The organism is Blautia acetigignens (genome assembly GCF_025566865.1).
In the GTDB taxonomy this organism is placed as follows: domain Bacteria; phylum Bacillota; class Clostridia; order Lachnospirales; family Lachnospiraceae; genus Blautia_A; species Blautia_A acetigignens.
Window position 1 is genome coordinate 91,243 of record NZ_JAOQJM010000012.1, and the last position, 26,187, is coordinate 117,429.

A 26,187-nucleotide genomic window follows, 5' to 3' on the forward strand; every position below is an offset into this window, starting at 1 on the left:
ACCGATCTGGCGGCATTGTCTCCAGACTGGACTTTCGGAGGAAAAAATGAAAACAGAAAACATTCCTGCATACGAAGTTGTAAAACAAGAAAATCTTACAGACATCCATTCCACAGGCTATCTGCTCCGCCACAAGAAAACCGGAGCAAGACTGATCCTGATCGAGAACGATGATGAGAACAAGGTATTTTCTATTGCGTTCCGCACCCCTCCTGCCAACAGCACGGGAGTTCCCCACATTCTGGAGCACAGCGTACTCTGCGGTTCCCGCGAGTTCCCGCTGAAGGATCCATTTGTAGAATTGGTAAAGGGTTCTTTGAACACCTTTTTAAATGCCATGACCTACCCGGACAAGACCTGCTATCCGGTAGCAAGCTGCAATGACCAGGATTTCCAGAACCTGATGCATGTGTATCTGGATGCTGTTTTTTATCCCAATATCTATAAGAAAGAAGAAATCTTCCGTCAGGAAGGCTGGAGCTATCATCTTGAGAATAAAGAAGGTCCTTTGACCTACAATGGCGTTGTATACAATGAGATGAAGGGAGCATTTTCTTCCCCTGACGAGGTTCTGGACAGGCAGATTAAGAGCAGCCTTTTCCCGGATAATACTTATGGCGTGGAATCCGGAGGCGACCCGGAGAATATTCCAGAGCTTTCCTATGAGGAGTTCCTGAATTTCCACCGCACGTATTATCATCCTTCCAACAGCTATATATATCTTTACGGAAATATGGATATGGAGGAGAAGCTGCGTTTTATCGATGAAAAATATCTTTCCGCTTTTGATGCCCTTGCTGTGGATTCCCGCATTTTGGAGCAGGCTCCATTTTCTCAGGTGAAGGATCTTGAGGAAGAGTATCCTGTGGCTGAGAATGAGGAAGAAGAGGATAATACTTATCTTTCCTTTAATATGGTTGTGGGAAATGCTATGGACAGCATGCTTGGAGTAGCATTTGATGTGCTGGATTATGCACTTCTTAGCGCTCCGGGAGCTCCGCTGAAGAAAGCACTTCTGGATGCACAGATTGGTAAGGATATTTATGGCTCTTATGACGATGGAGTTTTGCAGCCATTCTTCTCTATTGTGGCAAAAGGTGCCAAGACCAGCCAGAAAGAAGAATTTGTATCCACTATCCGAAAATGTCTTCAGGACATTGTGAAGAATGGAGTTGACAAAAAAGCGATTCTTGCGGGAATCAATTATATGGAATTCCGTTACCGCGAGGCTGATTTCGGTTCCTATCCAAAAGGACTGATGTACGGTCTTGATATTTTGGGAAACTGGCTCTATGATGATGAAAATCCTTTTGCCCAGGTGAAGCTTCTTGCCATTTATGACAGACTGAAGGAAGCAGTTAACGAGGGATACTTTGAAGAAATTATCCGGAAATGGCTTCTTGATAATACCCACGGCACCATCCTTACCCTGATTCCAAAGCGTGGCCTTGCTGCCAAAAGAGAGAAGAATCTGGAGGAGATGCTTGAGAAGTACAGAAGCAGCCTTTCTGATGCAGAGCTGGAGGAACTGGTAAGAAAAACAAAAGCTCTTGAAGCATATCAGGAATCTGAGGAGAATCCGGAGGATCTGGAATGCATCCCTATGCTTAAACGCTCCGATATCCGAAGAGAGGTTGAGGGATTTTCCAACGAAGAGCTTGCAGTGGACGACAGCCTGTTTTTGTATCAGGATGTATGTACCAATGGAATCGGCTATGTGAATGTGATGTTCGAAATCCGGGATATGGAAGTGGAGAAGGTGCATTACCTTGGTCTTCTGAAATCCGTTCTTGGCTATGTGGACACCAAGGACTACACCTACGGACAGCTGTTCAATGAAATCAATGCCAGAACAGGTGGAATCCAGTGCGGTGTCGATGTTTTTGACAAGGCAAATGATCCGGAAGTATTCCGCACCATGTTCACTATCCGAGGCAAAGCGCTTTATTCCCAGATGGATTTTCTTTTCCAGATGATGGGAGAGATCTTAAATACATCCAGGCTTACGGATATCAAACGTCTCCGTGAGATCATCGGAGAACTCAAGTCCAGAGGACAGGCTTCCCTGATCGGCGCAGGCCATCAGACTGCTGTGCTCCGCGGCAGCTCCTACGCATCTCCTATGGCGAAATTCCAGGACGAGATGGCTGGAGTGGGCTATTACAAATTTGTGGAGGATCTGGATAAGAACTTCCAGGAGAAAAAAGACGAGATCGTGGCAGGACTTCTGAATGCAGTGGAGGAGATCATCCGCCCGGACAGCTTTATGGTAAGCTACACAGGAGAAAGAGAATCTGTGGAGCAGATCCAGAAGCTTTGCGGGGAACTGAAAAAGAGCCTTCCACAGCGTACCAGCCAGGTTCCTTCCGTTTCCATTACCTGTGAGAAAAAGAATGAGGGCTTCAAGACCTCCGGCCAGGTGCAGTACGTGGCAAAATGCGGAAACTTTGTAAAGAAGGGCTACGCTTATACCGGTGCCCTTGAGATTCTGAAGGTGGCTTTAAGCTACGATTATCTCTGGATCAACCTTCGCGTGAAGGGCGGCGCATACGGCTGCATGAGCGGATTCAGAAGAAGCGGTGAGAGCTATTTCGTGTCCTACAGAGATCCTCACCTTCGCCGTACTCTGGAAGTTTATCAGGGCGTACCGGAGTATGTCCGCACCTTCCAGGCAGATGAGCGTGAACTGACCAAATACATTATCGGAACCATCAGCGGCAAGGATGTTCCAAGAACACCGCAGTCCCAGGGGGCACTTGGCAGAATGGCATATTTCCGCGGCCTGACTGTAGAGATGCTGCAGAAGGAAAGAGATCAGATCTTAGACGCCACAGTGGAGGACATCCATGCACTGGCACCGCTGATCGAAGCCATTCTTGCAGACGACCAAATCTGCGTTGTGGGAAGCGAGAGCGCAGTGGAGAAGGCGAAAGACGTATTTATGGAGACAAAGCCGCTGGTAAGCTGCTAAGTACAGCGCAGCAGATAAAAGGTACCTTTTGCCTGCTGCGTCCATTTGTTAAGAAAGAAGAGGATATATTTTCATGACACCAGATTTTAAATCCGGATTTGTAGCAATTATCGGGCGTCCGAATGTGGGCAAGTCTACCCTGATGAACCATCTCATCGGGCAGAAGATCGCCATCACATCCAAGAAGCCCCAGACCACAAGGAACCGTATCCAGACCGTTTACACCTGCGACAAGGGACAGATCGTTTTCCTGGATACTCCTGGTATCCATAAGGCGAAAAACAAGCTTGGGGAGTATATGGTAGCAGTGGCAGAGCGCACCTTGAAGGAAGTGGATGCCATTATGTGGCTGGTAGAGCCTTCTACCTTTATAGGAGCAGGTGAGCGCCACATTGCAGAGCAGCTTCAGAGTGTTGGCGTGCCTGTTATACTGATCATCAACAAAATTGATACAGTAAAGAAGGAGGAAATCCTTCCTGCAATTGATACTTACCGCAAAATCTGTGATTTTGCAGAAATCATTCCATGCTCTGCATTGCGTGGGCAAAATACAGATGACATTATTGACAGCATTCTGAAATATCTTCCCTACGGACCGATGTTTTATGATGAGGATACAGTAACAGACCAGCCTCAGCGCCAGATCGTGGCAGAGGTGATCCGTGAGAAGGCACTCCATGCTCTGGATGCAGAGATTCCTCACGGAATTGCAGTGGCAATCGATAAGATGAAGGAGCGTCCTGGCAAAAATCCTATAGTGGACATTGAAGCCACTATTATCTGCGAAAGAGATTCCCATAAAGGAATCATTATCGGAAAAGGTGGTGCCATGCTGAAAAAAATCGGCAGCAATGCAAGATTTGAGCTGGAACGCATGCTGGATTCAAAGGTAAACCTGAAGCTTTGGGTAAAAGTGAAGAAGGACTGGCGTGACAGTGACTTTATGATTAAAAACTTTGGATATGACAAGAAGGAAATCTGAATATGAGTGATCTGATCACAGTGCAGGGAGTTGTATTATCTGCCCAGCCTGTGGGAGAATATGACAAAAGAATTGTACTCCTTACCAGGGAACGGGGGAAGATTTCTGCCTTTGCAAAGGGGGCAAGAAGACAGAACAGCCCCTTTATGGCAGCGGCCAACCCTTTTGTGTTCGGGAATTTTACTCTCTTTGAGGGGCGAAGCAGCTACAATCTGAATCAGGTAACCGTGACCCATCATTTTGTAGAACTGGCATCCAGGCAGCCTGGGATTTACTATGGCTATTATTTCCTGGAGCTTGCAGATTATTTCGGAAGAGAGGGTACGGATGAGAAGAATATGATGAATCTTCTCTATCTGACTGTGAAAGCACTTTTGAATCCGGAACTGGATGACAGGCTGGTGCGGTGCGTTTTTGAATTGCGGACCATGGCAGAGCAAGGACTGATGCCGGAGCTTTTTCACTGTGTGAACTGTGCAGAGGAACTTGCAGGAAAGGAGAAGCTTTTCTTTTCTTTGGCAGCTCACGGGATCTTGGATGAAGATTGTCTGAGACGGGCAGATGCTGCTGAGGCAAGAAGCGCAAGCAGGATTTCTCAGGCAGCACTTTATACGATGCAGTATATTGTCAGCAGCCCCATGACCAAGCTGTATAGTTTTACTGTGACGGAGGAGGTATTGCGGGAATTGGAGCGCCATATACGCGCCTATGTAGCTGCAAATACAGATAAAAAATTTAAAAGTCTTCAGATTCTTGAGGTTATGATATAATCTCAGAAATTTGAAGGAATAATGGAAGTACGCGTTATAACTTTACAAAAGAGAAAGTTGCGAGTATAATAACAACATCATCTATCAAACAATGAGGAGAGATATCATGGAAAAAACAATGGACAAGATTATTGCTCTGGCGAAAGCAAGAGGATTTGTTTACCCGGGTTCTGAGATTTATGGCGGCCTTGCCAATACATGGGACTACGGAAACCTTGGCGTAGAGCTTAAAAATAACGTAAAGCGTGCATGGTGGCAGAAATTCATTCAGGAATCTCCATACAATGTAGGTGTTGACTGTGCCATTCTGATGAACCCGCAGACCTGGATCGCTTCCGGACATCTTGGCAGCTTCTCCGATCCTCTTATGGACTGTAAAGAATGCCACGAGCGTTTCCGTGCAGACAAGATTATCGAGGACTACAGCCAGGAGAACGACATTACACTTGAGAGCTCTGTAGACGGCTGGTCCCAGGAAGAGATGAAGAATTTCATCGAGAAACACAATGTTCCATGTCCTTCCTGCGGAAAACACAATTTCACAGATATCCGTCAGTTCAACCTGATGTTCAAGACCTTCCAGGGTGTAACAGAGGATGCTAAGAATACTGTATATTTAAGACCGGAAACAGCTCAGGGTATTTTCGTAAACTTCAAGAACGTACAGAGAACCTCCCGTAAGAAGATTCCGTTTGGTATCGGCCAGATCGGTAAATCCTTCCGTAACGAGATTACACCTGGAAACTTCACCTTCCGTACCCGTGAGTTCGAGCAGATGGAGCTTGAATTCTTCTGCGAGCCAGACACAGACCTTGAGTGGTTTGCATACTGGAAGAGCTTCTGCCTGAACTGGCTGCATTCTCTTGGCCTGAAGGATGAGGAAGTTCGTTACCGTGACCATGACAAAGAGGAGCTGAGCTTCTACAGCAAGGCTACCACAGACGTTGAGTTCCTTTTCCCATTTGGATGGGGCGAGCTCTGGGGAATCGCTGACAGAACAGACTATGACCTGACTCAGCATCAGAACGTATCCGGACAGGATCTTACTTATTTCGATGATGAGAAGAAGCAGAAATATATTCCATATGTAATCGAGCCGTCACTTGGAGCAGACCGTGTGGTTCTGGCATTCCTTTGCAGTGCATATGATGAGGAAGTTCTGGATGCAGAGAAGAATGATGTTCGTACAGTTCTTCATTTCCACCCGGCACTTGCTCCGGTTAAAATCGGTGTACTTCCCCTTTCCAAGAAGCTGAATGAGGGTGCTGAGAAAATTTATGCTCAGTTATCCAAGAAATATAACTGTGAGTTTGATGATCGCGGAAACATCGGTAAACGTTACAGAAGACAGGACGAGATTGGTACTCCATTCTGTGTAACCTATGACTTTGATTCCGAGACAGATGGAATGGTTACTGTACGTGACCGTGATTCCATGGAGCAGGTTCGTATTAAGATCGACGAGCTGGATGCTTACTTCGCAGATAAATTTACATTCTAAGATGAGGAAAACCCATTTAGCTGCACTGTGAATTGTTTAATGCGGTCAGGCATTTTGTAATGCGCGGACGGACCAATAAAGTGAATAAAAGGGGGCTGACTTTCTATCTGTATGGGAGGTTAGTCCCTTTCATCTGTTATGAAATACCATGGATGAAACTTAGCTGGATATATTTATGGTGTTGTCCGTAGTGGCAGTTAAGTTCTTTGGATTTTGGGAGTTATGAGGAAATGAAGAAACAACGTTGGACGTGTATTGATATTTTGAAATGTCTTGCTGCTCTTGCTGTTGTGGAGATTCATAAGCCACTGAAGGTGCAAAGCGGAGCGGAACTTTTGATTCTGTGTCGGTTTGCAGTGCCGGTTTTCTTTATGATCACTGGTTTCTTTTACTCAGAAACAGTGGCACACAGGCGGGAGCTTAAGCAGATTGGAAAAATCCTTACGATTACCATAGGAGCTAATCTGTTTTACTTGATCTGGAAGGTTCTGTTGGCTCTGGAAAATGGAAATAATATAAAAGATGCACTGCTGGCCAGGTTTGAAGAAAGAATGCCAGAAGATTTCATTTTATGGAATTTTTCCCCACTGTCCCCACATTTGTGGTATTTACAGGCGCTTGTGTATGTGCTGGTGATCGCATTTATTGTAGAACATTTAGGCTTAAGGAAGCTTGCATATCTGGCAGTTCCGGTACTGTTGGCAGGAAACCTGATAAAGGGAAATTATTCTCTGCTCCTTCTGGGAAAAGATTATTGCCATGTTTATTATGCGAGAAATTTTCTGTATTGTGGCCTGCCCTTTTTCTGGCTGGGCTGCCTGTTTGGAGAGAGAAAAGAAGCTTTGGAGGGCTGTCTTGACAAAAAGAAAATGACATTGCTTTTGGGCGGTATTCTGGTTTTCTGGAACATGGCACTTATGGAGCAAAGATGGCTTACGAAAATGAATGCTCTTGGAACAGAAGAAGAGTATGGTGGAACCATTTTTCTGGCAGTCTGTATCTTCCTTCTTTTTATAGGATGGCAGAATTTTTATAAGGAAAATGTGGTAACCCGGATAATGGCAAAAATCGGGAAAGATTATTCTATGCTGATCTATGTTTTGCATTATGCGGTGCTGCAGGCGCTATCAAAGTGCTTTAAAGGCAGGCATACTATGCTGGCAAGAGGATACAGACAGTATGGGATGATGTTTGTTTTTGCGGCTACCGTGGTATTGGTGGCGGCTTATGGAGTTGCGAAGAGAAAATTGAGGGAGAATTCTACTGTTAAAGTAGGGAATGCTGTACTGGAGCGTGTTTGAAAAAACATTCCTGTAAGTAGACAATAAAAATATCCTGAACAAGTGATAAAATCTGTGTAATGGGCAGTGCACTTGTCAGGATATTTTGTATTTTTATATTGTTTGCAGGCTGCTTTGAACAACAGTATTTGCAGTTTGTGTGCAGAAGGCCTTTTTAAAACGGGTTTTAGAACACCTCAATGGTATACGCAGTCTCAAACATCTCGTCCATTTTCAGATGGTTGATAAATGGTTTTTCAGAAAGATCCCCTGTAAATCCACAGTCATCACAGCGGCCCATCCATGGCTCCAGGCATACAAAGGGTGCGTCCTGGGAAGCGGACCAGATGCCGAAGTTCGGGAAGCCCAAGCAGCGCATTTCCAGATAAGGAGTGCCGTCCGGAAGTGCAATTCCGGCCTTGGTGATCTGGTTGTCAAATACCAGCGCATCATGGTCAAACATATGGTCATCAATCTGACAGGTACCATTCTCCAGTTTGAGAGTGGCTTCTTCATCTGCCTTGGCTGTGCCGGTCTCAGGATCCAGAAGAAGGTAGGTAAGGCTGTCCTGTCCGTCAAAGGTCAGGCGGTAATCGCTTCTCTTGGTGTCTGGCAGAACCGGGACATTAAACGCCGGATGTCCGCCGATGGCGAAATACATGTCCCCTTCGCTGTTGTTTGCCACCTTCCAGCTGACGGTAAGAGTGCGGCCCTTCAGAATGTGGCGGATGCGCAGCACGAAGTCAAAAGGATAAACCTTACGGGTGTCTTCGGTAGAACGGATCTGATGGGTCACGGAATCCGGTGTGGAATCAATGCAGGTGAAATCCGTATCCCTGGCAAATCCGTGCTGCTTGGAAGCATATTCCTGTCCGTGAATGCGATAATGGTTGTTGTAATGCTTTCCTACATTAGGGAATAGAACCGGCGCATGACGTCCCCAGAATTTGGGATCTCCCTGCCAGATCACTTCCCTGTCTTTTTCTTTATCATAGATACTTACAAGCTCAGCGCCATGGTCGTCGATGGTCACTTTCAGAAAATCATTTTCGATAATTCGTTTCATGATGAAAAACCTCCGTGTGTGATGTTGGGTATATTATACTACGGCGGGTGAAATTTGTATATCCTATTTAAATATATATGTATTTTATATTTATGTGCAAAATGATAATATAATTGTATGGATACCTTGAAAAGAACGGAAACAAACTTTAATTGCGAAGCTATTCATTATCTGCTATATTTTATGGTAGAGATAACGGAGGAGAAACATGATACATATAGCTATTGTAGAAGATGAAGAGAAGTATAGAAAACAGCTGAGGGAATATATTGAACAGTATTGTGAGAAATCCGGTAAGCAGATACAGACTTCTTTTTTTCAGGACGGGGAAGACATAATCGAAAATTATACAGCGGATTTTGACCTGATTTTCATGGATATTCAGATGCGCTTTATGGATGGAATGACAGCTGCCCGTGAAATCCGAAAATTAGACAAAAAAGTAATTCTGATGTTTATTACCAGCATAGCAACCTACGCCATTGAAGGTTATGAAGTAGATGCTCTGGATTATATTCTGAAACCATTGTCCTACAATATGTTTGAGCAGAAGCTGAACCGTGCTCTTTTAAGAGTGGATGGACAGGAAGAACATTATTTTCTCATTCAGACAAGTGAGGAAACATTAAGGATTAAGGTAACGGAGATCCATTATATAGAAAGCCACAGCCACATTATGGCCTATCATCTTCCTGACAGAATCCTGGAAAGCAGGGGAAGATTAGATGATCTTGAAGAACAGCTTTCCCCCTATGGATTTTACCGCAGTAACCGGGGATATCTGATCAATCTTCATTATGTGACCGGGGTTTCAGACGGCTGTTGTATAATAGACGGAAACATGCTTCCGGTAAGCCGAAGGAAAAAGGCAGAGTTCATGGAGAAGCTGTCACAGATACTTTAATTTTACCCAGAGGAGGTCTTAGCATGGAAAAAATGCCGCTTCTTGGTGCGCCGGGGTATTATTGTGCCCTGGGTTACTGGATGGCAGCTGTATTATTTGGCTATGAGAATAAAAGGAAACATACAGCCGGCATCACCGTACTGCTGCAGATTGTATTTCTTGTCTGCATCATAATCTTTTCAGTTGTGACGGACACAAACCTTGCAATTTATTTTTTGCCCTGCTTTGCGTTTGCCATATTGCTGCTGTTTTTGATGCTGTATCTGACATGTGAGATGCCGCTGAATAATATATGCTATTTTACAATCCGGTCATTCATTCTCGGAGAATTTACATCGTCCCTGGAATGGCAGCTGGAAATCTATTTCCGTGAGAAAATCGCGCCGGGAAATACAATCCTTTTTAGCGCTGTTTTCTTGCTGGCAGTACATAGCGGTTCTGTGGTGATCGTAAATCTCTTCGAGAAGAGATACAAAGAGAGCAACTTCAGGCTGCACATCGGGAAAAAAGAACTGGCACATGCATCCCTGATCGCAGTATCCTTTTTTCTCTTCAGTAATATCAGTAATATATTTAAGAATACACCCTTCAGCAGCAGTGTCCTGTCGGAAATTCTTCTGATCCGGACGCTTGTAACCTTGGGAGGGGTTATTATGCTGTATGCCTATCATATGCAGCTGCAGGATATTAAGGATAAACTGGAGATTCAGATGCTTCGGCAGACTATGGATGCACAGTATGCCAATTATCAGATGTCCGAGCAGAGTGTTGCTCTGATCAATCAGAAATATCATGACCTGAAACATCAGATCGAATTTCTGAAATCTGATATTTCCTCCGATGAGAAAATGCAGTATCTGAATGAAATGGAACAGGATATCCAGGCTTTTGAAGCGCAGAACCATACGGGAAACCACATTCTTGACACAATCCTTACTGCCAAAAGCCTTCAGTGCCAGAACGAAAATATACAGCTCACCTGTGTGGCAAATGGAAAATATATTGAATTCATGAATCCCATGGATATCAGTGCGCTTTTTGGAAATATGCTTGATAATGCAATCGAAGGTGTTTCTAAAGTAGAAGAGAAAGACAAGCGCTGGATTCATGTAAGTATACGCAGAAAAATGGATTTTTTGGTCATTTGTGTAAGCAATAGCTATCAGGGGGACATTTCATTTTCTCATGGAATGCCGGTCACACAGAAAGAGGATAAACGTTACCATGGATATGGCACCAAGAGTATCCGGAATATTGTCAGTCAATATGGCGGGACAGTAGTTTTTCGCGCTGAAAAAGGATGGTTTGAAGTGAAAGCTACATATGATTTTAATTCACTGAATCAAGCAGGTCAGCTATAAACTGGTCTGCTTTTTTTGTCTTTATTTACCATTGGGGACACAAAGGATGCCATTGGGGTAATTTCCCGCAGGAGTACTTGAGATATGCTATAAAAGATACATAAAATATATTCCTGGGAAGAATTTTTTACATCAATTATTGAGGAGGAGAAAATAATGCCCCATGCAAAATTATGGAGAGGTATGGCAACCACAACTGCGTCACTTCTGATTCTTTCACTTGGAACATCAGCAATAGCTGACAGCAGAGCTGGTTTTTTGAATGCCCAGCTTGGTACTAGCAACTATAAAACAATTAAAACGGATACAAAAAGTGCTGGAGATGGTTCTTATTTTGATTCTGAGTTTTCAGAGCTTGAGGATCTGATTCAGGAAGAACAGAATGTGGCAGAACAAATCGGTCAGGAGGGATGCGTGCTCTTAAAAAACACAGATCAGGCATTACCCCTGAATGCGGAAAATGAAAAAGTGACACTTTGGGGACTGAACAGCACCAATCCTGTTCTGGGAGGCCTGATCGGTTCCTCCGCAGCAGTCAATCAGGATGCCGGACAGAAGTCCTATGGTCTAAAAGAAGCGCTTCAGGAAAAAGGCTTTGAACTGAATCCTGAAATGGAAGAATTTTATAACAGTTCTGCAATGGACAAATATAAAATGAAAGCTGCCTTTTTCGGAAATGAGGTTCCGGGGCATGCGCTGGTTCCAGCATTTATGCCAACCTATGAAAATCCGTCAGAATATTTCGTAGGTGAGGCACCAGTCAGTGTCTATACAGAGGATATATTAAAAACAGCAGATGATACAGCCGCGGTTGTTGTGATCTCCAGAGACAGCTCAGAAGCCGCGGATTACAGCACAGATATGAAATGTTCCTCTCCAGATGACAGTTTTGAACGTCCTCTTGCTTTATCACAAAATGAGAAAGATATGCTCTCATTGGCAAAGAGCCACAGCAAGAAGGTAATCGTGCATATCAATTCAGATAGTCCTATGGAAATCGACGAATTAAAAAATGATGCAGGAATAAACTCCATTCTTTGGACAGGAGAGCCTGGCATCAATGGATTTCTTGGAATCGCAGATGTAATAGCCGGAAATGTAAGCCCTTCCGGTCATTTGCCGGATACCTATGCAAAAAATGCCACATCTTCTCCGTCTATGGTGAATTTCGGAGTATATACCTATGAAAATAATTCACAGAACAGTAAGGAGTTAAAAGATACAGACCGAGGTGATTGGTATGTGGTTGAGTCAGAAGGCATTTATGTGGGATATAAATATTATGAAACACGCTATGAGGATTACATACTGAAACAGGGAAATGCAGATGCAACAGAAGGTTCTACTACAGGAGAAGCCTGGAAGTATGAGGATGAGGTAACATATCCGTTTGGATATGGTCTGTCTTACACTACTTTTGAGCAGACGCTGAAAAGTGTAGAGGTGAATCCGGGAAGCACAGGAACCGCTGTAGTCTCCGTAAAAAATACCGGTGCTTATGCAGGAAAATGTGTTGTACAGCTTTATGTGCAGGCTCCTTATACAGAGGGTGGTCTTGAAAAGGCTTCTGTACAGCTGCTTGATTTTGAAAAAACACCTGTTCTTGAGCCTGATGAAAGTACAGAAGTAACCATAAATTTTGATCCGCAGTATATGGCAAGTTATGACCAGAATGCAGAAAAGAATAATGGAACCAAAGGCGCGTGGGTTCTTGAAAATGGAGACTATTATTTCTCAGTAGGAAACGGTGCCCATGAAGCATTGAATAATATTCTTGCCAAAAAAACAGGCAGCACGGATGACCTTATTACAGCTACAGAGGAAGAAATAGTAAACAGTGACAATGCTTTTCTCTGGACTGTTGATGAGACAGATTCTGAAACCTATTCTGCAAATGTGGAAAATGCTCTTCAGAGTGCAGACCTTAATAATTTTATCGAAGATGCAGTTACCTATACCACAAGAGCCGACTGGAGCAAAGGATGGGAGACCGTAGAGGGTATTACAGCTACAGAAGAAATGCTAAAAGGACTTACCAACCATACCTATGAGCTTTCCGAAAATGGAGAAGGACTTGAGTGGGGAACAGAAGGTGCTCTGAAGGTTTGTGACTTTATTACCACAGATGAGGATGGAAATTATACAGGAGTGATTGATTTTAACGATCCGTCCTGGGACACTCTGGTGAATGAAATCTCTTTGGAAGAAGCAATTGCATTTATTGAAGGAAACGGAGACGGACTGCAGAGTATTTCTTCTGTCGGTTATCCAAGCAACGGAAGAAATGACGGACCGGTCGGCTTTGCATATGACCAGGTTCCCGGATATTCCCAGAAATGGAGTGCATCTGATTCCGGCGAAGCAACTTATGTATCAGATGAAAATCCATATGCTTCCTATTCTATGGCTGTCATGCCTACAGAACCGGTTGTTGCAGCAACCTTTAATAAAGAACTGACGGAGCGTGAAGGCGAGATTTTGGGTGAGATCAGTCTCTGGTCCAATATTCCTGCAATTATGGGACCGGGACTCTGCCTGCACAGAAATCCATATAATGCACGAAATCATGAATATTATTCAGAGGATGCCATGCTTACCAATCTTCTTGGAACAGCATTGTGTAAGGGTGGTGCTTCTAAGGGGCTTATGATGGAGCCAAAACATCTTGCTTTTAACCACCAGGAAATGAACCGTACCGGTGTTTCTACATTCCTCACAGAACAGGCCGGACGTGAAAATGAGCTTCGCGGATTCCAGGGGGCATTACAAAGCAATTATGCCATGGGAATCATGACTGCATTTAACAGAATCGGAACGATATACAGTGGAGCTTACGAAGGCGTTCTGGTACAGATCGTGAGAAATGAGTGGGGTTATACCGGATGGATTACCACAGACCTGATCAACGGCGCTGAATATCAGAACTGGCGTGATGTTATTTTTGGCGGAGGAAGCGATGTGTTATCAAATCATTCAACGTTTGCAGAAACATCGCTTGGAACAATGTCTGATAATACAAAGACGATCCAAAAAGACACAAGCTTCCAGGAAAAAATGAAGGCCGGTCTGAAATATTACCTGTATACCACAGCGCGCAGCAATGCCATGAATGGAATTACCAGTGATACAGAAACGGTTTATGTAAAAACCTGGTGGCAGAATACAATTCTGGGTGTGGAAATCGGACTGGGCATACTGACAACTGTATTTGGAATTTTATATGTTTTACAATTATGGAAAAAGAAAAAGGAGCAGGCGTAATTATGAGGGAACATCTTGCAAATCATACATTTGGATTTTATCTGTCAATATCAGCCGGTATTTTATCTGTTGTCAGCCTGCTGTTTTATCTTGGAGCCGACAATCAGGGAGCTGCTGTGCTGCCGCTGATCGTATGCTCAATTCTTGCAGAAGTGGCAGGAATTGCGATTAACAGATTTACCGGCAAAGCCGGAGTGCTTATGCTGATACCAACTGTGAATGCATTGCTTTTTTCGGCGGCTATTATTTTAAGTATCATTCCGCAGGTTGACAGTTTGGGATATCTGGTTTCAGGTTTATACAGTTTTGAAGATATGAAAGCATTTATCCTTTATGCAGTATTTGCGATTCTTACATGGCTGGGATATCTGGCGGCATCCTTTATGGATATGCAGAAATAAAATATTTGAAGGGGTTTGGCTTATGTTACGTATTAATGAATTTAAAATCGAAAATCTGTCATCAGATTGCTTTACAGACAATCCGGCACCTGTATTTTCTTTTTCCATGATAAGCTCAGAGAAAAATGTTTTACTGAAAAAGGCAATTCTGTCTGTGAATAACTGGATGGAAGTGTTTGAGAGACAAACCGGGCTTGTTTATGAAGGACCTGAGCTGACTCCCTTTACCAAATATCTGGCAATACTGGAAATTACGGACGATCATGGGGAAACTGCGAAAGCTTCCCTGGAATTTGAAACCGGTTTTATGGAAAGTAAGTGGAAGGCTGCCTGGATAACAGATGGTTCCTATCAGTTTAAAGAGCGGAAAAAATCGCCAAGACCGATGACCTTCAAAAAGGATTTTTCCATAAAAGGAGAAATTGAGCAGACGAGAATTTATTCTACAGCTCTTGGAATCTATGAACTGGAACTCAATGGGCGTAAAGTTGGTGATGAATATTTTGCACCTGGCTATACCTCCTATAAAAATCAGCTGCAGTATCAGATGTATGATATTACAGAATATCTTCAAAAGCAGAACCTGCTTATGGTAATTGTAGGTGGAGGCTGGGCTGTGGGTTCATACACCTACAAAAGAATGAACCGGATTTATGCAAAGCGTCAGGCATTTCTTGGGGAAATACATATCCGGTATAAGGACGGCAGCCATGAGATCATTGGCACAGATGAGACATGGAAGGTTACAGAAGAGGGAAATTTTCTGGAAGCAGAGTTTTATGACGGAGAAGTCTATGATGCAACTGTGAAGCTGGAAAACAGTTCTTTTCATAATGCCGATATTGAAAAAATGAAAATCGAACCACAGCTTCTGGTACAGTATGGAAGCCCGGTAAAAGCGCACGAGCAGTTTGAACCCGTATCCTGTGAGTTATCGCCATCCGGTATGCTGATCTATGATTTTGGCCAAAATATGGCGGGCGTGATTGAGGCTGACATACAGGGCAGGGCGGGGGAAAAAATAGTTTTTTATCATGCAGAGGTTCTTTTAAACGGAGAACTCTATACTAAGCCGCTGCGCAGTGCAAAGCAGCAAGCTGTCTATATCTGTAAAGAAGGCAGTCAGCAGTACTCTCCCCGTATGACCTATATGGGATTTAGGTATGTAGGAGTAAGTGGTATTTCGGCAGACAAAATAAAATTAAAGGCAACCGCGTTGTATTCTGACATTTCAAAAAACGGCAGTTTTTCCTGTTCCGAGCCGATGCTGAATAAGCTTCAGGACTGTATTGAATGGAGTGCAAAATCTAATTTTGTAGATATTCCGACGGATTGTCCGCAAAGGGATGAACGCCTTGGCTGGACCGGTGACATTGCGCTTTTTGCATCAACAGCCGCTTATAACTTTGATATGAGTCGTTTTTTTGATAAGTGGCTGAAGGATATGCGGGCAGAGCAGAATCCGGGAGGCGGGATTCCCATGATCATCCCTATGGTAAAAATTCCGGGGCAGCTTGAAATGCTGTTCCCGTTAGCTGTGGATCACTGGGGGGACGCCTGTATTCTTGTGCCGTGGGCCGAATATATGGCCCGGGGTGATATAGAGCTTTTGAGAAAAATGTATCCTTCTATGAAAAAATATATAAAAGCCTGTAAATTCTGGGCAGGACTTTTTTCTGCGCAGAAAAAGAAGAGGATATGGAGTCTGCTGTTTCATTATGGGGACTGGTGTGCACCGGATATGACCTATAAAGAGTGGATGAAGCGGGGGAAATGGACCGGAACTGCCTGTCTTGCACACTCATCTGCAATACTTTCGGAAATCGCAGGGATTTTGGGAGAAAAAGAGGATGAAGAGGCTTACCGGAAACTGAGCCTGGAAACGGCTCAGGCTTATCGGAATATTCTGATGAATGAAAATTGCCATATAAAAGGCGGCGATTTTCAAACCGGATTTGTTTTGCCGCTGCAGTATAATATGCTTTTTGAAAAAGATAAAAAGAGGGCAGCAGCAAATCTGGTAAAACTGATCCGTGATAATAACTATAACATAAAAACCGGATTTCCCGGAACGCCTTATGTACTTTTTGCCCTGGCAGACAATGGCTATCTGGAGGATGCATACAAAATGCTTCTTACAGATACCTGTCCATCCTGGCTCTATGAGGTGAAAGCAGGTGCGACAACTATGTGGGAACGGTGGGATGCACTCCGGGAGGATGGCAGCTGTAATCTGGGAGAGGACAACGGAAGCGGTGGAATGGTATCCTTCAACCATTATGCAAATGGCGCAGTGGGAGATTTCTTTTACAGGCGTATTCTGGGAATCGAAGCTGTCGAAGGCGGGTACAGAAGGTTTCGGATTGCCCCGCTGCCTGGTGGCGGTCTTGACTTTGCAAAAGGGGATGTGAATACTCCGTATGGATATATCCGATGCAGCTGGATTATAGAAGATGGAGGCTTTAAGCTGACAGCAGAGATTCCTGCCGGAACTCAGTGCGAGATCGTACTTCCGTCTGGCAGAAGTTTTACAGAAGGAAGCGGCAGTTATTGCTATGAGGAGAAGATAGGATGAAATTTTTTCAGGATAAAAAGAGCACACATAAATTTTCAGGCGTTTTCAGAAGCCGTATACAAGATGAGAATGTTACAATGCCGGAATTGGCACTGGGATATTTCCTTGGTCCATTTTGTGCACTGCTGGCAAATGCCATATTTGTATCATTCCTTAATCGTTTTTACACAGATATATTGGGAATGAAGGGGCTGTTTATTACAATGCTTCCTCTTGTGTCCACGGTTTTTGTGATCATTGGCAATCTGAAAATGGGAACCATGATCGATAAAACGCATACAAAAGCCGGAAAAGCAAGGCCATATCTGCTGATATCGGCACCGCTTATGCTGTTATCCATATTTTTGATCTTTTCTGTTCCGACAGGAAATGACTCAGGACAATTATGCTGGATCGCAATTTCCTATAATCTTTTCTTTGCTGTTGCATATCCTGCATATTTTGTGGCGCATAGCATGATGATCCCTCTTTCTACCAGAAAGTCCAATCAGAGGGGAAAGCTTTCTATTGCGTCTCAGGTTGCAAACCTTGGGTCTACCGGATTGTTTGCAACCATGCTTTTCCCCATGCTTTTGTATCCGCTCTTGAAGAATCAGAAGGCATGGCTGATTTGTATGGGAACGATCGGTGTTATTGCCTGTGTGGGAATCATGCTTGAATTCCTTTTTACCAGAGAACGGGTTACGGAAGAACTTAATGTGGAAAATGAGGAAAAAGCAGGAAAAACGGTGTCCATAAAGAAACAGCTGAAGGCTGTGGTGTCTGACAGGTACTGGTGGATGATTATTTTGTTTTATCTGTTTTTTAACATGGCTGCTGCCTTTAAAAATTTATCCATGAGCTATTACTGCGATTATATCCTTGGAAGCTATCAGGATGGAATCACACAGACGGCAGTTGCGGCAATCAGCGGAATTCCCATTGCGGCAGGAGCATTGTTTGCATGGCCTCTTGCAAAGAAAATGGGGAAAAAGAATTCCATTGTTGCAGGGCTGATCCTGTCTGGTGTCGGCGGATTGTTTGCCATGACAGATATGAGTAATTTTAAGGTGGTGGTTTTGGGCGTTTTTGTCAAAACCCTTGGAACGATTCCTGCATGTTATGTTATGATGGCTCTTTTTGCGGACGTTCTGGATTACCTGGAGCAGAAAAACGGCTTCCGCTGTGACGGTCTGTCCATGTCAATTTATAGCATTATCATGGTGGGAATTTCCGGAGTTGTTACAGCGGTTTTTAATGGACTTATCTCTGCTTCCGGTTATATTCCTCCGGCATTGGTGAAGAATGCCATGGTTGCGGCAGAGCAAAACGGCATCACCAGGGGGATTTTTTCGTTGTGTTTTTTGGGGGCAGAAACTATTGTTAATTTATTGCTTGCGGTTATGCTCATTTTCTGTAATGTGGAAAAGAAAATGCAAAAATATGTTAGAAAATAAAACAAAAAAAGACACATTATACGCGAATTAGTCAAAAGGAATAAAGGATAATCACGCATATGCGAAAATATAGATATAAAAATGAGAATAAACAACAAATAAATATGCAAAATACACAATAATACATTGACTTTGCCATGCGCGTTTGGTAGACTATACAATTATAAGGCGCAAAAAAGAAAATATCCTGACGCCGATGATCAATTGGAATAGAGGAGGAATACCATAATGGCAAAGAAAAGAAATATTATTGTAGGACAGTCCGGAGGCCCCACATCTGTAATCAATTCCAGTCTTGCTGGCGTATACAAGAACGCAGTAGAGCGCGGCTTTGACAAGGTATATGGAATGCTTCACGGAATTCAGGGCCTTCTTGATGAACAGTATATCGACCTTTCTACTCAGATCCATTCCGAGCTCGATATCGAGCTTCTGAAGAGGACCCCGTCTGCTTTTCTTGGTTCCTGCCGCTATAAGCTTCCGGAGATCCACGAAGACAGAGCCATCTATGAGAAAATATTCGAGATCCTGAACAAACTGGAAATCTACGCATTCATTTACATTGGCGGAAATGATTCCATGGACACCATCAAGAAGCTTTCCGATTACGCCATTATCACCGGACAGACCCAGAAATTCCTTGGCGTACCAAAGACCATTGACAACGACCTTGCACTTACCGACCACACCCCTGGCTTTGGAAGTGCAGCCAAATACATTGCAGCTTCCACCAAGGAAGTGATCCGCGACGCGGAAGGCCTTACCTATAAGAAAAACATGATCACCATCATGGAGATCATGGGAAGAAATGCCGGCTGGCTCACAGGTGCCACCGCCCTTTCCAAGTCTGAGGACTGCGAAGGACCGGATCTGATTTATCTGCCGGAGGTTCCTTTTGACATCGAGAAATTCCTTGCCAAGGTAAAAGATCTCCTGAAGAAAAAATCCTCTGTTGTCATCGCAGTATCCGAGGGAATCAAGCTGGCTGACGGACGCTACGTATGCGAGCTTGGAAGCGTAGGAGACTACGTGGACGCATTCGGCCACAAGCAGCTTCAGGGGACCGCCACCTATCTTGCCAACTTCCTGGCAGCAGAGTGCGGCTGCAAAACCCGTGCCGTAGAACTCTCCACCCTTCAGAGAAGCGCTTCCCACATGGCATCCCGGGTGGATATTGATGAGGCCATGATGGTTGGCGGTGCTGCAGTAAAGGCAGCAGACGAAGGGGATACCGGCAAGATGGTAGTTATCGACCGTGTATCCGATGATCCGTACATGGCAGCCACCGGAATTTACGATGTGCACCGCATTGCGAATGAAGAGAAGCTGGTTCCGAGGCACTGGATGAACAAAGAGGCCAATAATGTGACCAAGGACTTCATCGACTACATCAAGCCTCTGATCCAGGGGGATTATCAGCCGATCATGGTGAACGGCGTTCCCCGTCATCTGGTGCTGAATACTGGCAGAAAAAAGAAAAATTAACAAAATGAGAAAAAATTGACTGTTTTTTACCAGAATAACCTTGACGAATGACGAATAAGCCTATAAAATAACTATGTGCGTATAAAACATAGTTTTATGTTCAATGAACAAATATTTAGGAGGAAAATGTAAAATGGCAAAATGGGTTTACATGTTTACAGAAGGTAACGCTGATATGAGAAACCTTCTGGGTGGTAAAGGTGCCAACCTTGCTGAGATGACAAACCTTGGACTTCCTGTTCCGCAGGGATTTACAATCACTACTGAAGCTTGTACTCAGTACTATGAGGATGGAAGACAGATCAACGACGAGATCATGGGTCAGATCATGGAAGCAATCACCAAAATGGAAGGAGTTACCGGTAAGAAATTCGGTGATGTCGAGAATCCACTGCTTGTTTCCGTTCGTTCTGGCGCAAGAGCTTCCATGCCAGGTATGATGGATACTATCCTGAACCTTGGTTTAAATGAGGACGTTGTAGCTGTATTATCTGAGAAATCCGGCAACCCGCGTTGGGCTTGGGACTGCTACAGAAGATTTATCCAGATGTACTCTGACGTAGTTATGGAAGTTGGTAAGAAATATTTTGAAGAGCTTATCGACAAAATGAAAGCTGACAGAGGCGTTACTCTTGACGTTGAGCTTACAGCTGATGACCTTAAAGAACTTGCTATGCAGTTCAAGGCTGAATATAAAGAAAAAATCGGTTCTGATTTCCCATCTGACCCGAAGGAGCAGTTAGTTGGTGCAATCAAAGCCGTATTCCGTTCCTGGGACAACCCACGTGCCAACGTATATCGTCGTGACAACGATATCCCATATTCCTGGGGTACAGCTGTTAACGTACAGATGATGGCATTTGGTAACATGGGTGATGACTGTGGTACTGGTGTTGCATTTACAAGAGACCCAGCTACAGGAAACAAAGGTCTGTTCGGTGAGTTCCTTACCAATGCACAGGGCGAGGACGTAGTTGCTGGTGTTCGTACACCTATGCACATCGCTGAGATGGAGCAGAAGTTCCCGGAAGCATTCAAGAAATTTACAGAAGTTTGCCATACTCTGGAGACACACTACAGAGATATGCAGGATATGGAGTTCACTGTTGAGCATGGCCAGTTATACATGCTGCAGACACGTAACGGTAAGAGAACCGCTCAGGCTGCTCTGAAGATCGCTTGTGACCTTGTTGATGAGGGAATGAGAACAGAGGAAGAAGCAGTAGCTATGATCGATCCTCGTAACCTTGATACACTTCTTCATCCTCAGTTCGACGCTAAGGCTCTGAAAGCTGCTACACCAATGGGCAAAGGTCTTGGAGCTTCTCCAGGAGCTGCTTGCGGTAAGATCGTATTCACAGCTGATGACGCTGTAGAGTGGGCTGAGAGAGGCGAGAAGGTTGTTCTTGTTCGTCTTGAGACATCCCCAGAGGATATCACAGGTATGAAATCTGCACAGGGTATCCTGACAGTTCGTGGCGGTATGACATCTCACGCAGCAGTTGTTGCTCGTGGTATGGGTGAGTGCTGCGTTTCCGGATGCGGCGACATCGCTATGGACGAAGAGAATAAGAAATTCACACTTGGCGGAAAAGAGTTCCATGAGGGAGACTTCATTTCCATCGATGGTACAACAGGTAACATCTACGACGGAATCATCCCGACTGTAGACGCTACAATCGCTGGTGAGTTCGGACGTATCATGTCCTGGGCTGACAAGTACAGAACAATGAAAGTTCGTACAAACGCTGATACTCCTGCTGACGCTAAGAAAGCAGTTGAGCTCGGTGCTGAAGGTATCGGTCTTTGCCGTACAGAGCATATGTTCTTCGGTGAGGGACGTATCGATGCATTCCGTGAGATGATCTGCTCCACAACAGCTGAGGAGAGAGAAGCAGCACTTGCTAAGGTTCTTCCATATCAGCAGGAAGACTTCGAAGGTCTGTTCGAGGCTCTCGAGGGCAACCCTGTAACAATCCGTTTCCTGGATCCGCCGCTTCATGAGTTCGTTCCTACAGAAGAGGAAGACATCAAGAAGCTTGCTGATGCTCAGGGCAAGACTGTAGAGGAAATCAAGACAATCATTAGCTCTCTTCATGAGTTCAACCCAATGATGGGACATCGTGGATGCCGTCTGGCAGTTACCTATCCTGAGATCGCTAAGATGCAGACAACAGCAGTTATCCGTGCAGCTATCAATGTAAAGAAAGCTCACGCTGACTGGAATATCTGCCCAGAGATCATGATCCCGTTAGTAGGCGATATCAAAGAGCTTAAATATGTTAAGAAGTTTGTTGTTGAGACAGCTGACGCTGAGATCGCAGCAGCAGGCGTAGATCTGAAATATGAAGTAGGTACTATGATCGAGATCCCACGTGCAGCTCTTACAGCTGATGAGATCGCAAAAGAAGCTGACTTCTTCTGCTTCGGTACCAACGACTTAACTCAGATGACATACGGATTCTCCCGTGATGATGCTGGTAAATTCCTTAACGCATACTATGACGCTAAGATCTTCGAGAACGACCCATTTGCAAAACTGGATCAGGTTGGCGTTGGTAAGCTTATGGATATGGCTATCAAACTTGGTAAGCCGGTTAACCCGAACCTTCACATCGGAATCTGTGGAGAGCACGGTGGAGATCCGTCTTCTGTAGAGTTCTGCAACAAGATCGGTCTTGACTATGTATCCTGCTCACCATTCCGTGTACCGGTAGCTCGTCTGGCAGCAGCTCAGGCAGCAATTGCTCAGAAGAACAAATAATTCATTCTTGTGAGAGGGTAAAGTGATCTATCCTGTAAAAGGGTAAATCGCCCAACCAACTAAATAAATTTGTCCAAGCGTAAAAATTGACCTTGATGGACTGGAATTTCCAGCCCGTCAGGGTCTTTTTTGATTTATAGAGTGGTGGAAATCTTGACTTAAGTGATTTTTTTCAGTAAAATTTGTATTTTAATTTTGGGAAAACCGCAATATAATACAAGAGGTGCTTATGCGTAAAATTGGCTACAAAGATCGGTGCGAGAAAAAAACATTGTTCGAATGCAAAGAAGTATGCAGAGCTATTAGAAAGACTGTCAGAAATGGATTCACATTCTTGAGGGCGTAAAAAATCTTGTGTCTTTGGAAAGTAAATCTTTTTGATAAGAATTAGATATGTAAAATTTTGCTGTCGACTTTAAGATTTTAGTGTTGTCGAATCTGTCTTTCTATTTATAGTATAACCATGTGAGAAGGTTTTATACACATTTTTTGATTTTTTTGTATGACAAATAAGACATTGTATTGATTGCTTTTTTCGTGGGCGCTGCCCACACCCGACCTCTGGAATAGAGTAGGGAAATTCTGGCAATAATACAAATGCCGACGGAATAGAAAGGAAGCGGGAATGGTCAGCTTTGGAGCAAATCCATTCCTGCTTTTCTTTTCTCTACAGATAGTTGGTAAGCCGTTCTCCATACAAGACAATCAACTAATTCAACACCTGATCCCAGTTCCGATATCTCTGTATCCATTTCCTGACTACGTTTTCGCTGGCAAGATACAGCATCTTTTCCAGTGCTGTATCGCTTGGAAATAAACTCTTGGTTTTTGTGACTTTCCGGTATTGACGGTTCAATCCCTCTATGATGTTAGTTGTGTACATAATACGTCTGATACCATTTGAAAACTGGAAAAAGGAACTTACATCTTCCCAATTATTTTCCCAGTTGCTGACAGCATAGGGATATTTCTTTCCCCATTTCTCCTTAATGTTCTCCAGTTCTGATAAAGCTGCTGTTTCATTTGGAGCATTATATACTGCTTTGAAATCTGAGGAAAACTTTTTCAGATCATTGAGCATTCCAAGCCAGAACTTGCTGGTTTCATTGGCTCCTACTGTGATGCTGAGGATATCTTTGTACCCTTCCACTGTAACACCGAGAACAACATAAGCAGCACAGCTTAAGATCCTGCCATCCTCCCGGACTTTATAATGAATACAGTCCATAAAGACAAACGGATAAACCGGATTCAGAGGACGTGACTGCCACTCCTTGACCTGAGGAAGGATCTTATCGGTGATCTTGCTGACCATTTCTTTTGTTGTCTGTCTGCAAATCTCCCTTATGATTTTTTTCATAACCGAGAGTTGCATCCAACTCTGCCTCCATCAGCACCTGCAGGATATCTTTGAAACTGTCTTTCAGAAGCGTGTATACATCTGCAACGCTACTAATGTTGCTTTCTGAGATAATCTGTCGAATTTGTTCCTTTGCAACTGCCATAAAAAATACTCCTTTTCGATAAGAATTGTCATATCTGAATTCTTACCAAAAAGGAGCCATTTTTTACCAGAAACACAAACTATTTTACACTACCCTTTGATATAGTTTCGCAGGCTAGAACCGAGAGGAACAGTTCACTCTCGACTTACCTCTGGGATTTATTTTGTTCATACCTTCATTGGTACTATTCGGACCTCCGGCTACCTGCATTTCTTTTGCCATCCTTCTTTTGGTTGTCAGGCATACTTTCTGTTTACACACTACAGAAGAAAATGCATGTTCTCTCCAGTTTATATATATTCCTTGTTGTATTTTTTTTAACACATTTTTCTTATAAATGCAAAACCGATGGGTTAAACTATAATTAGCTTAACCCATCGGTTTTGCATTTATAAATACCTGGTAAAAATTTAAGAGAAAATATATGTCATACACAGCTTTTCCTTCGTGTACATAAGCAGCTCTATTTTATTTTATATACCAACTTTATCAATCTCTATCCAAATAATACTTATCAATTATGCTTTCTACTTCTGAATCACCATAACCATGTTTTTCTCTTAACTGATCTGCAAGATTCTTTCCTCTTTCAACCCACTCATCATGTTCAGATCCATATGTATTACATTTTTTTCTATAAATCCGTTCTGCATGGTCATAAACTTTCCAATACTCATTTGAACCATTTACTAATGCCATTTCATTGCCCTCCATTGTTTACAATATTTAGAACTGTTTATTATACATCAATCTCTTAAATTTCTATTTAGTATTTAATCTTATTTAATTTTTTATCTCGTTTTTCCACACTTTCGCATTATATACCACCATATTCCTACTATAATAATTAATGCCGAAATAGCTTCAGAATTTTCAGTGCAGTAGTCGTTAAACATTACAGTAATTCCGTCGAGCCCGTATTTCATAATCATACTTGCTAAGCCCACACCAATGCCTCCCACAGTTGCAAGCATCCTTGACTTTTTTATAAACACATATACAAAAAAGAAAGGTATCAGAACCACTAATGCACTTGGACAATCGCTATAATTTAGCAACATACATACTACCAAATATAGCAAAATTCCCCACAAAATACGCAAATAAATCGTTTCCGCTTTTCTAAAAAAACCTAATATTTTATTCATTCCAAATCCCTCTTATCACTTTTTGCTTCTTCTATCAAAGATTGAATAAACACCACGCATACTCCTAAAATAAATACATATAAGTTCTTAAAAAACCTTTCTTCCAGACTTCTCTTGGAAAAATTATGTTTCAAGCTTATCCCTTCTCCCCCTCATCATTTGCCTTAGTCCATTTAGTACCCCAAATATATTGTGATAATTATATGACCTTTATATTCGTATGTCAAGTCGTATTTCCATTTTTAAATCAGTTTATTTTTTTCTGTTTTTCCGTACGATAGCGATTAAAGGAGGATTGTATGGATTTAGATTACAAAGAAATAGGTAAACGAATTGCCCGGAGGCGAAAAGAACTGGGCCTAAAGCAATCAGAGGTAGAAGAACGAGCTGATCTTAGTCAAAAATACCTCTCAAATATTGAACGAAGTATTTCAATTCCCTCTATAGAAGTAATTATGCGGCTCGCTGTTGCACTGGATACGACTCCTGATGAATTTCTTCTAGGGACACAGCATTATGATACTGATAATGAATGGAAAAATAGCAGTGAACTATTACGCAATATGTCACCCAAACAGCTTTCACTTGCAAAAAATTTTCTGGTATGGCTTTCTGAACAGGACTTATAAAGTAAGCACTTAAATCTTGGTTAGCTTTACTATCTGCGTTTTTAAACCCATAGTGATAGTAAATGAAAAGCCTAATCCCCCAGCTATGCTGGGGAGAATGGAGTAGGCGGAAGCGGTGAGGATAACAAAATAAAGCCTCCTGTGATAT

General features: G+C 43.2%; 17 protein-coding genes and 1 pseudogene. 14 read left to right on the plus strand and 4 right to left on the minus strand.

Annotated elements, in window-relative coordinates; genetic code table 11:
- The first annotated feature begins 46 nt into the window (after nucleotides 1-46).
- The 5 genes from OCV70_RS13790 (at nucleotide 47) to OCV70_RS13810 (ending at nucleotide 7,525) form a co-directional block, all read left to right on the plus strand.
- Nucleotides 47-2,971 (plus strand): insulinase family protein, encoded by a 2,925-nt coding sequence (locus tag OCV70_RS13790; RefSeq protein WP_262579782.1) that lies wholly within the window; start codon nucleotides 47-49, stop codon nucleotides 2,969-2,971.
- A 73-nt stretch (nucleotides 2,972-3,044) separates the two neighbouring features.
- Nucleotides 3,045-3,953, plus strand: a complete 909-nt coding sequence (era, locus tag OCV70_RS13795) for a GTPase Era (protein ID WP_195587716.1) — start codon at nucleotides 3,045-3,047, stop codon at nucleotides 3,951-3,953.
- Between the two features lie 2 nt (nucleotides 3,954-3,955).
- The gene (recO, locus tag OCV70_RS13800) at nucleotides 3,956-4,723 is read left to right on the plus strand and encodes a DNA repair protein RecO (RefSeq protein WP_195587724.1); all 768 of its coding nucleotides are present in this window, start codon (nucleotides 3,956-3,958) and stop codon (nucleotides 4,721-4,723) included.
- Nucleotides 4,724-4,829: 106 nt separating this feature from the next.
- Nucleotides 4,830-6,224 carry a glycine--tRNA ligase gene (locus OCV70_RS13805; RefSeq protein WP_117853454.1) on the plus strand — a complete coding sequence of 465 codons (1,395 nt, stop codon included), beginning with the start codon at nucleotides 4,830-4,832 and terminating at the stop codon, nucleotides 6,222-6,224.
- Nucleotides 6,225-6,454: 230 nt separating this feature from the next.
- Nucleotides 6,455-7,525, plus strand: coding sequence for an acyltransferase family protein (locus OCV70_RS13810; RefSeq protein WP_195587726.1), 1,071 nt, complete (start codon nucleotides 6,455-6,457; stop codon nucleotides 7,523-7,525).
- Between the two features lie 166 nt (nucleotides 7,526-7,691).
- On the opposite strand, the gene OCV70_RS13815 is transcribed toward OCV70_RS13810, so the two are convergent.
- Nucleotides 7,692-8,570 (minus strand): aldose 1-epimerase family protein, encoded by an 879-nt coding sequence (locus tag OCV70_RS13815; protein WP_173765788.1) that lies wholly within the window; start codon nucleotides 8,568-8,570, stop codon nucleotides 7,692-7,694.
- A 208-nt stretch (nucleotides 8,571-8,778) separates the two neighbouring features.
- On the opposite strand from OCV70_RS13815, the gene OCV70_RS13820 reads away from it, so the two are divergent.
- From OCV70_RS13820 to ppdK, 8 genes are all read left to right on the plus strand, one after another.
- Nucleotides 8,779-9,474, plus strand: coding sequence for a LytR/AlgR family response regulator transcription factor (locus OCV70_RS13820; RefSeq protein WP_117853447.1), 696 nt, complete (start codon nucleotides 8,779-8,781; stop codon nucleotides 9,472-9,474).
- A gap of 23 nt (nucleotides 9,475-9,497) precedes the next feature.
- Nucleotides 9,498-10,835 (plus strand): sensor histidine kinase, encoded by a 1,338-nt coding sequence (locus tag OCV70_RS13825; protein ID WP_021924675.1) that lies wholly within the window; start codon nucleotides 9,498-9,500, stop codon nucleotides 10,833-10,835.
- A gap of 156 nt (nucleotides 10,836-10,991) precedes the next feature.
- Nucleotides 10,992-14,096 (plus strand): glycoside hydrolase family 3 C-terminal domain-containing protein, encoded by a 3,105-nt coding sequence (locus tag OCV70_RS13830; protein ID WP_262579783.1) that lies wholly within the window; start codon nucleotides 10,992-10,994, stop codon nucleotides 14,094-14,096.
- Between the two features lie 2 nt (nucleotides 14,097-14,098).
- On the plus strand, nucleotides 14,099-14,497 hold the full coding sequence (locus OCV70_RS13835) for a hypothetical protein (protein WP_021924674.1): 399 nt from the start codon (nucleotides 14,099-14,101) through the stop codon (nucleotides 14,495-14,497).
- Between the two features lie 22 nt (nucleotides 14,498-14,519).
- Nucleotides 14,520-17,072, plus strand: coding sequence for a glycoside hydrolase family 78 protein (locus tag OCV70_RS13840; protein WP_262579784.1), 2,553 nt, complete (start codon nucleotides 14,520-14,522; stop codon nucleotides 17,070-17,072).
- Nucleotides 17,069-18,508, plus strand: a complete 1,440-nt coding sequence (locus tag OCV70_RS13845; protein WP_021924672.1) for an MFS transporter — start codon at nucleotides 17,069-17,071, stop codon at nucleotides 18,506-18,508. The genes OCV70_RS13840 and OCV70_RS13845 overlap by 4 nt, the downstream gene beginning before the upstream one ends.
- 228 nt (nucleotides 18,509-18,736) lie before the next feature.
- On the plus strand, nucleotides 18,737-19,993 hold the full coding sequence (locus OCV70_RS13850) for a 6-phosphofructokinase (protein WP_117853443.1): 1,257 nt from the start codon (nucleotides 18,737-18,739) through the stop codon (nucleotides 19,991-19,993).
- A 133-nt stretch (nucleotides 19,994-20,126) separates the two neighbouring features.
- On the plus strand, nucleotides 20,127-22,757 hold the full coding sequence (gene ppdK / locus OCV70_RS13855) for a pyruvate, phosphate dikinase (protein ID WP_117853440.1): 2,631 nt from the start codon (nucleotides 20,127-20,129) through the stop codon (nucleotides 22,755-22,757).
- 709 nt (nucleotides 22,758-23,466) lie between these two features.
- Here the strand turns inward: ppdK and OCV70_RS13860 are convergent.
- The 3 genes and pseudogenes from OCV70_RS13860 to OCV70_RS13870 form a co-directional block, all read right to left on the minus strand.
- Nucleotides 23,467-24,262 (minus strand): annotated as a pseudogene (locus OCV70_RS13860) (transposase).
- Nucleotides 24,263-24,751: 489 nt separating this feature from the next.
- Nucleotides 24,752-24,961 carry a hypothetical protein gene (locus OCV70_RS13865; RefSeq protein ID WP_186900692.1) on the minus strand — a complete coding sequence of 70 codons (210 nt, stop codon included), beginning with the start codon at nucleotides 24,959-24,961 and terminating at the stop codon, nucleotides 24,752-24,754.
- A gap of 92 nt (nucleotides 24,962-25,053) precedes the next feature.
- A complete protein-coding gene (locus OCV70_RS13870) occupies nucleotides 25,054-25,410 on the minus strand; it encodes a hypothetical protein (RefSeq protein ID WP_186900693.1) in 357 nt (118 codons plus the stop codon).
- Between the two features lie 299 nt (nucleotides 25,411-25,709).
- Between OCV70_RS13870 and OCV70_RS13875 the strand changes: the two genes are divergently transcribed.
- Entirely contained in the window at nucleotides 25,710-26,039 is a 330-nt protein-coding gene (locus OCV70_RS13875) for a helix-turn-helix domain-containing protein (protein ID WP_186900694.1), read from the plus strand.
- The last annotated feature ends 148 nt before the right edge of the window (nucleotides 26,040-26,187 follow it).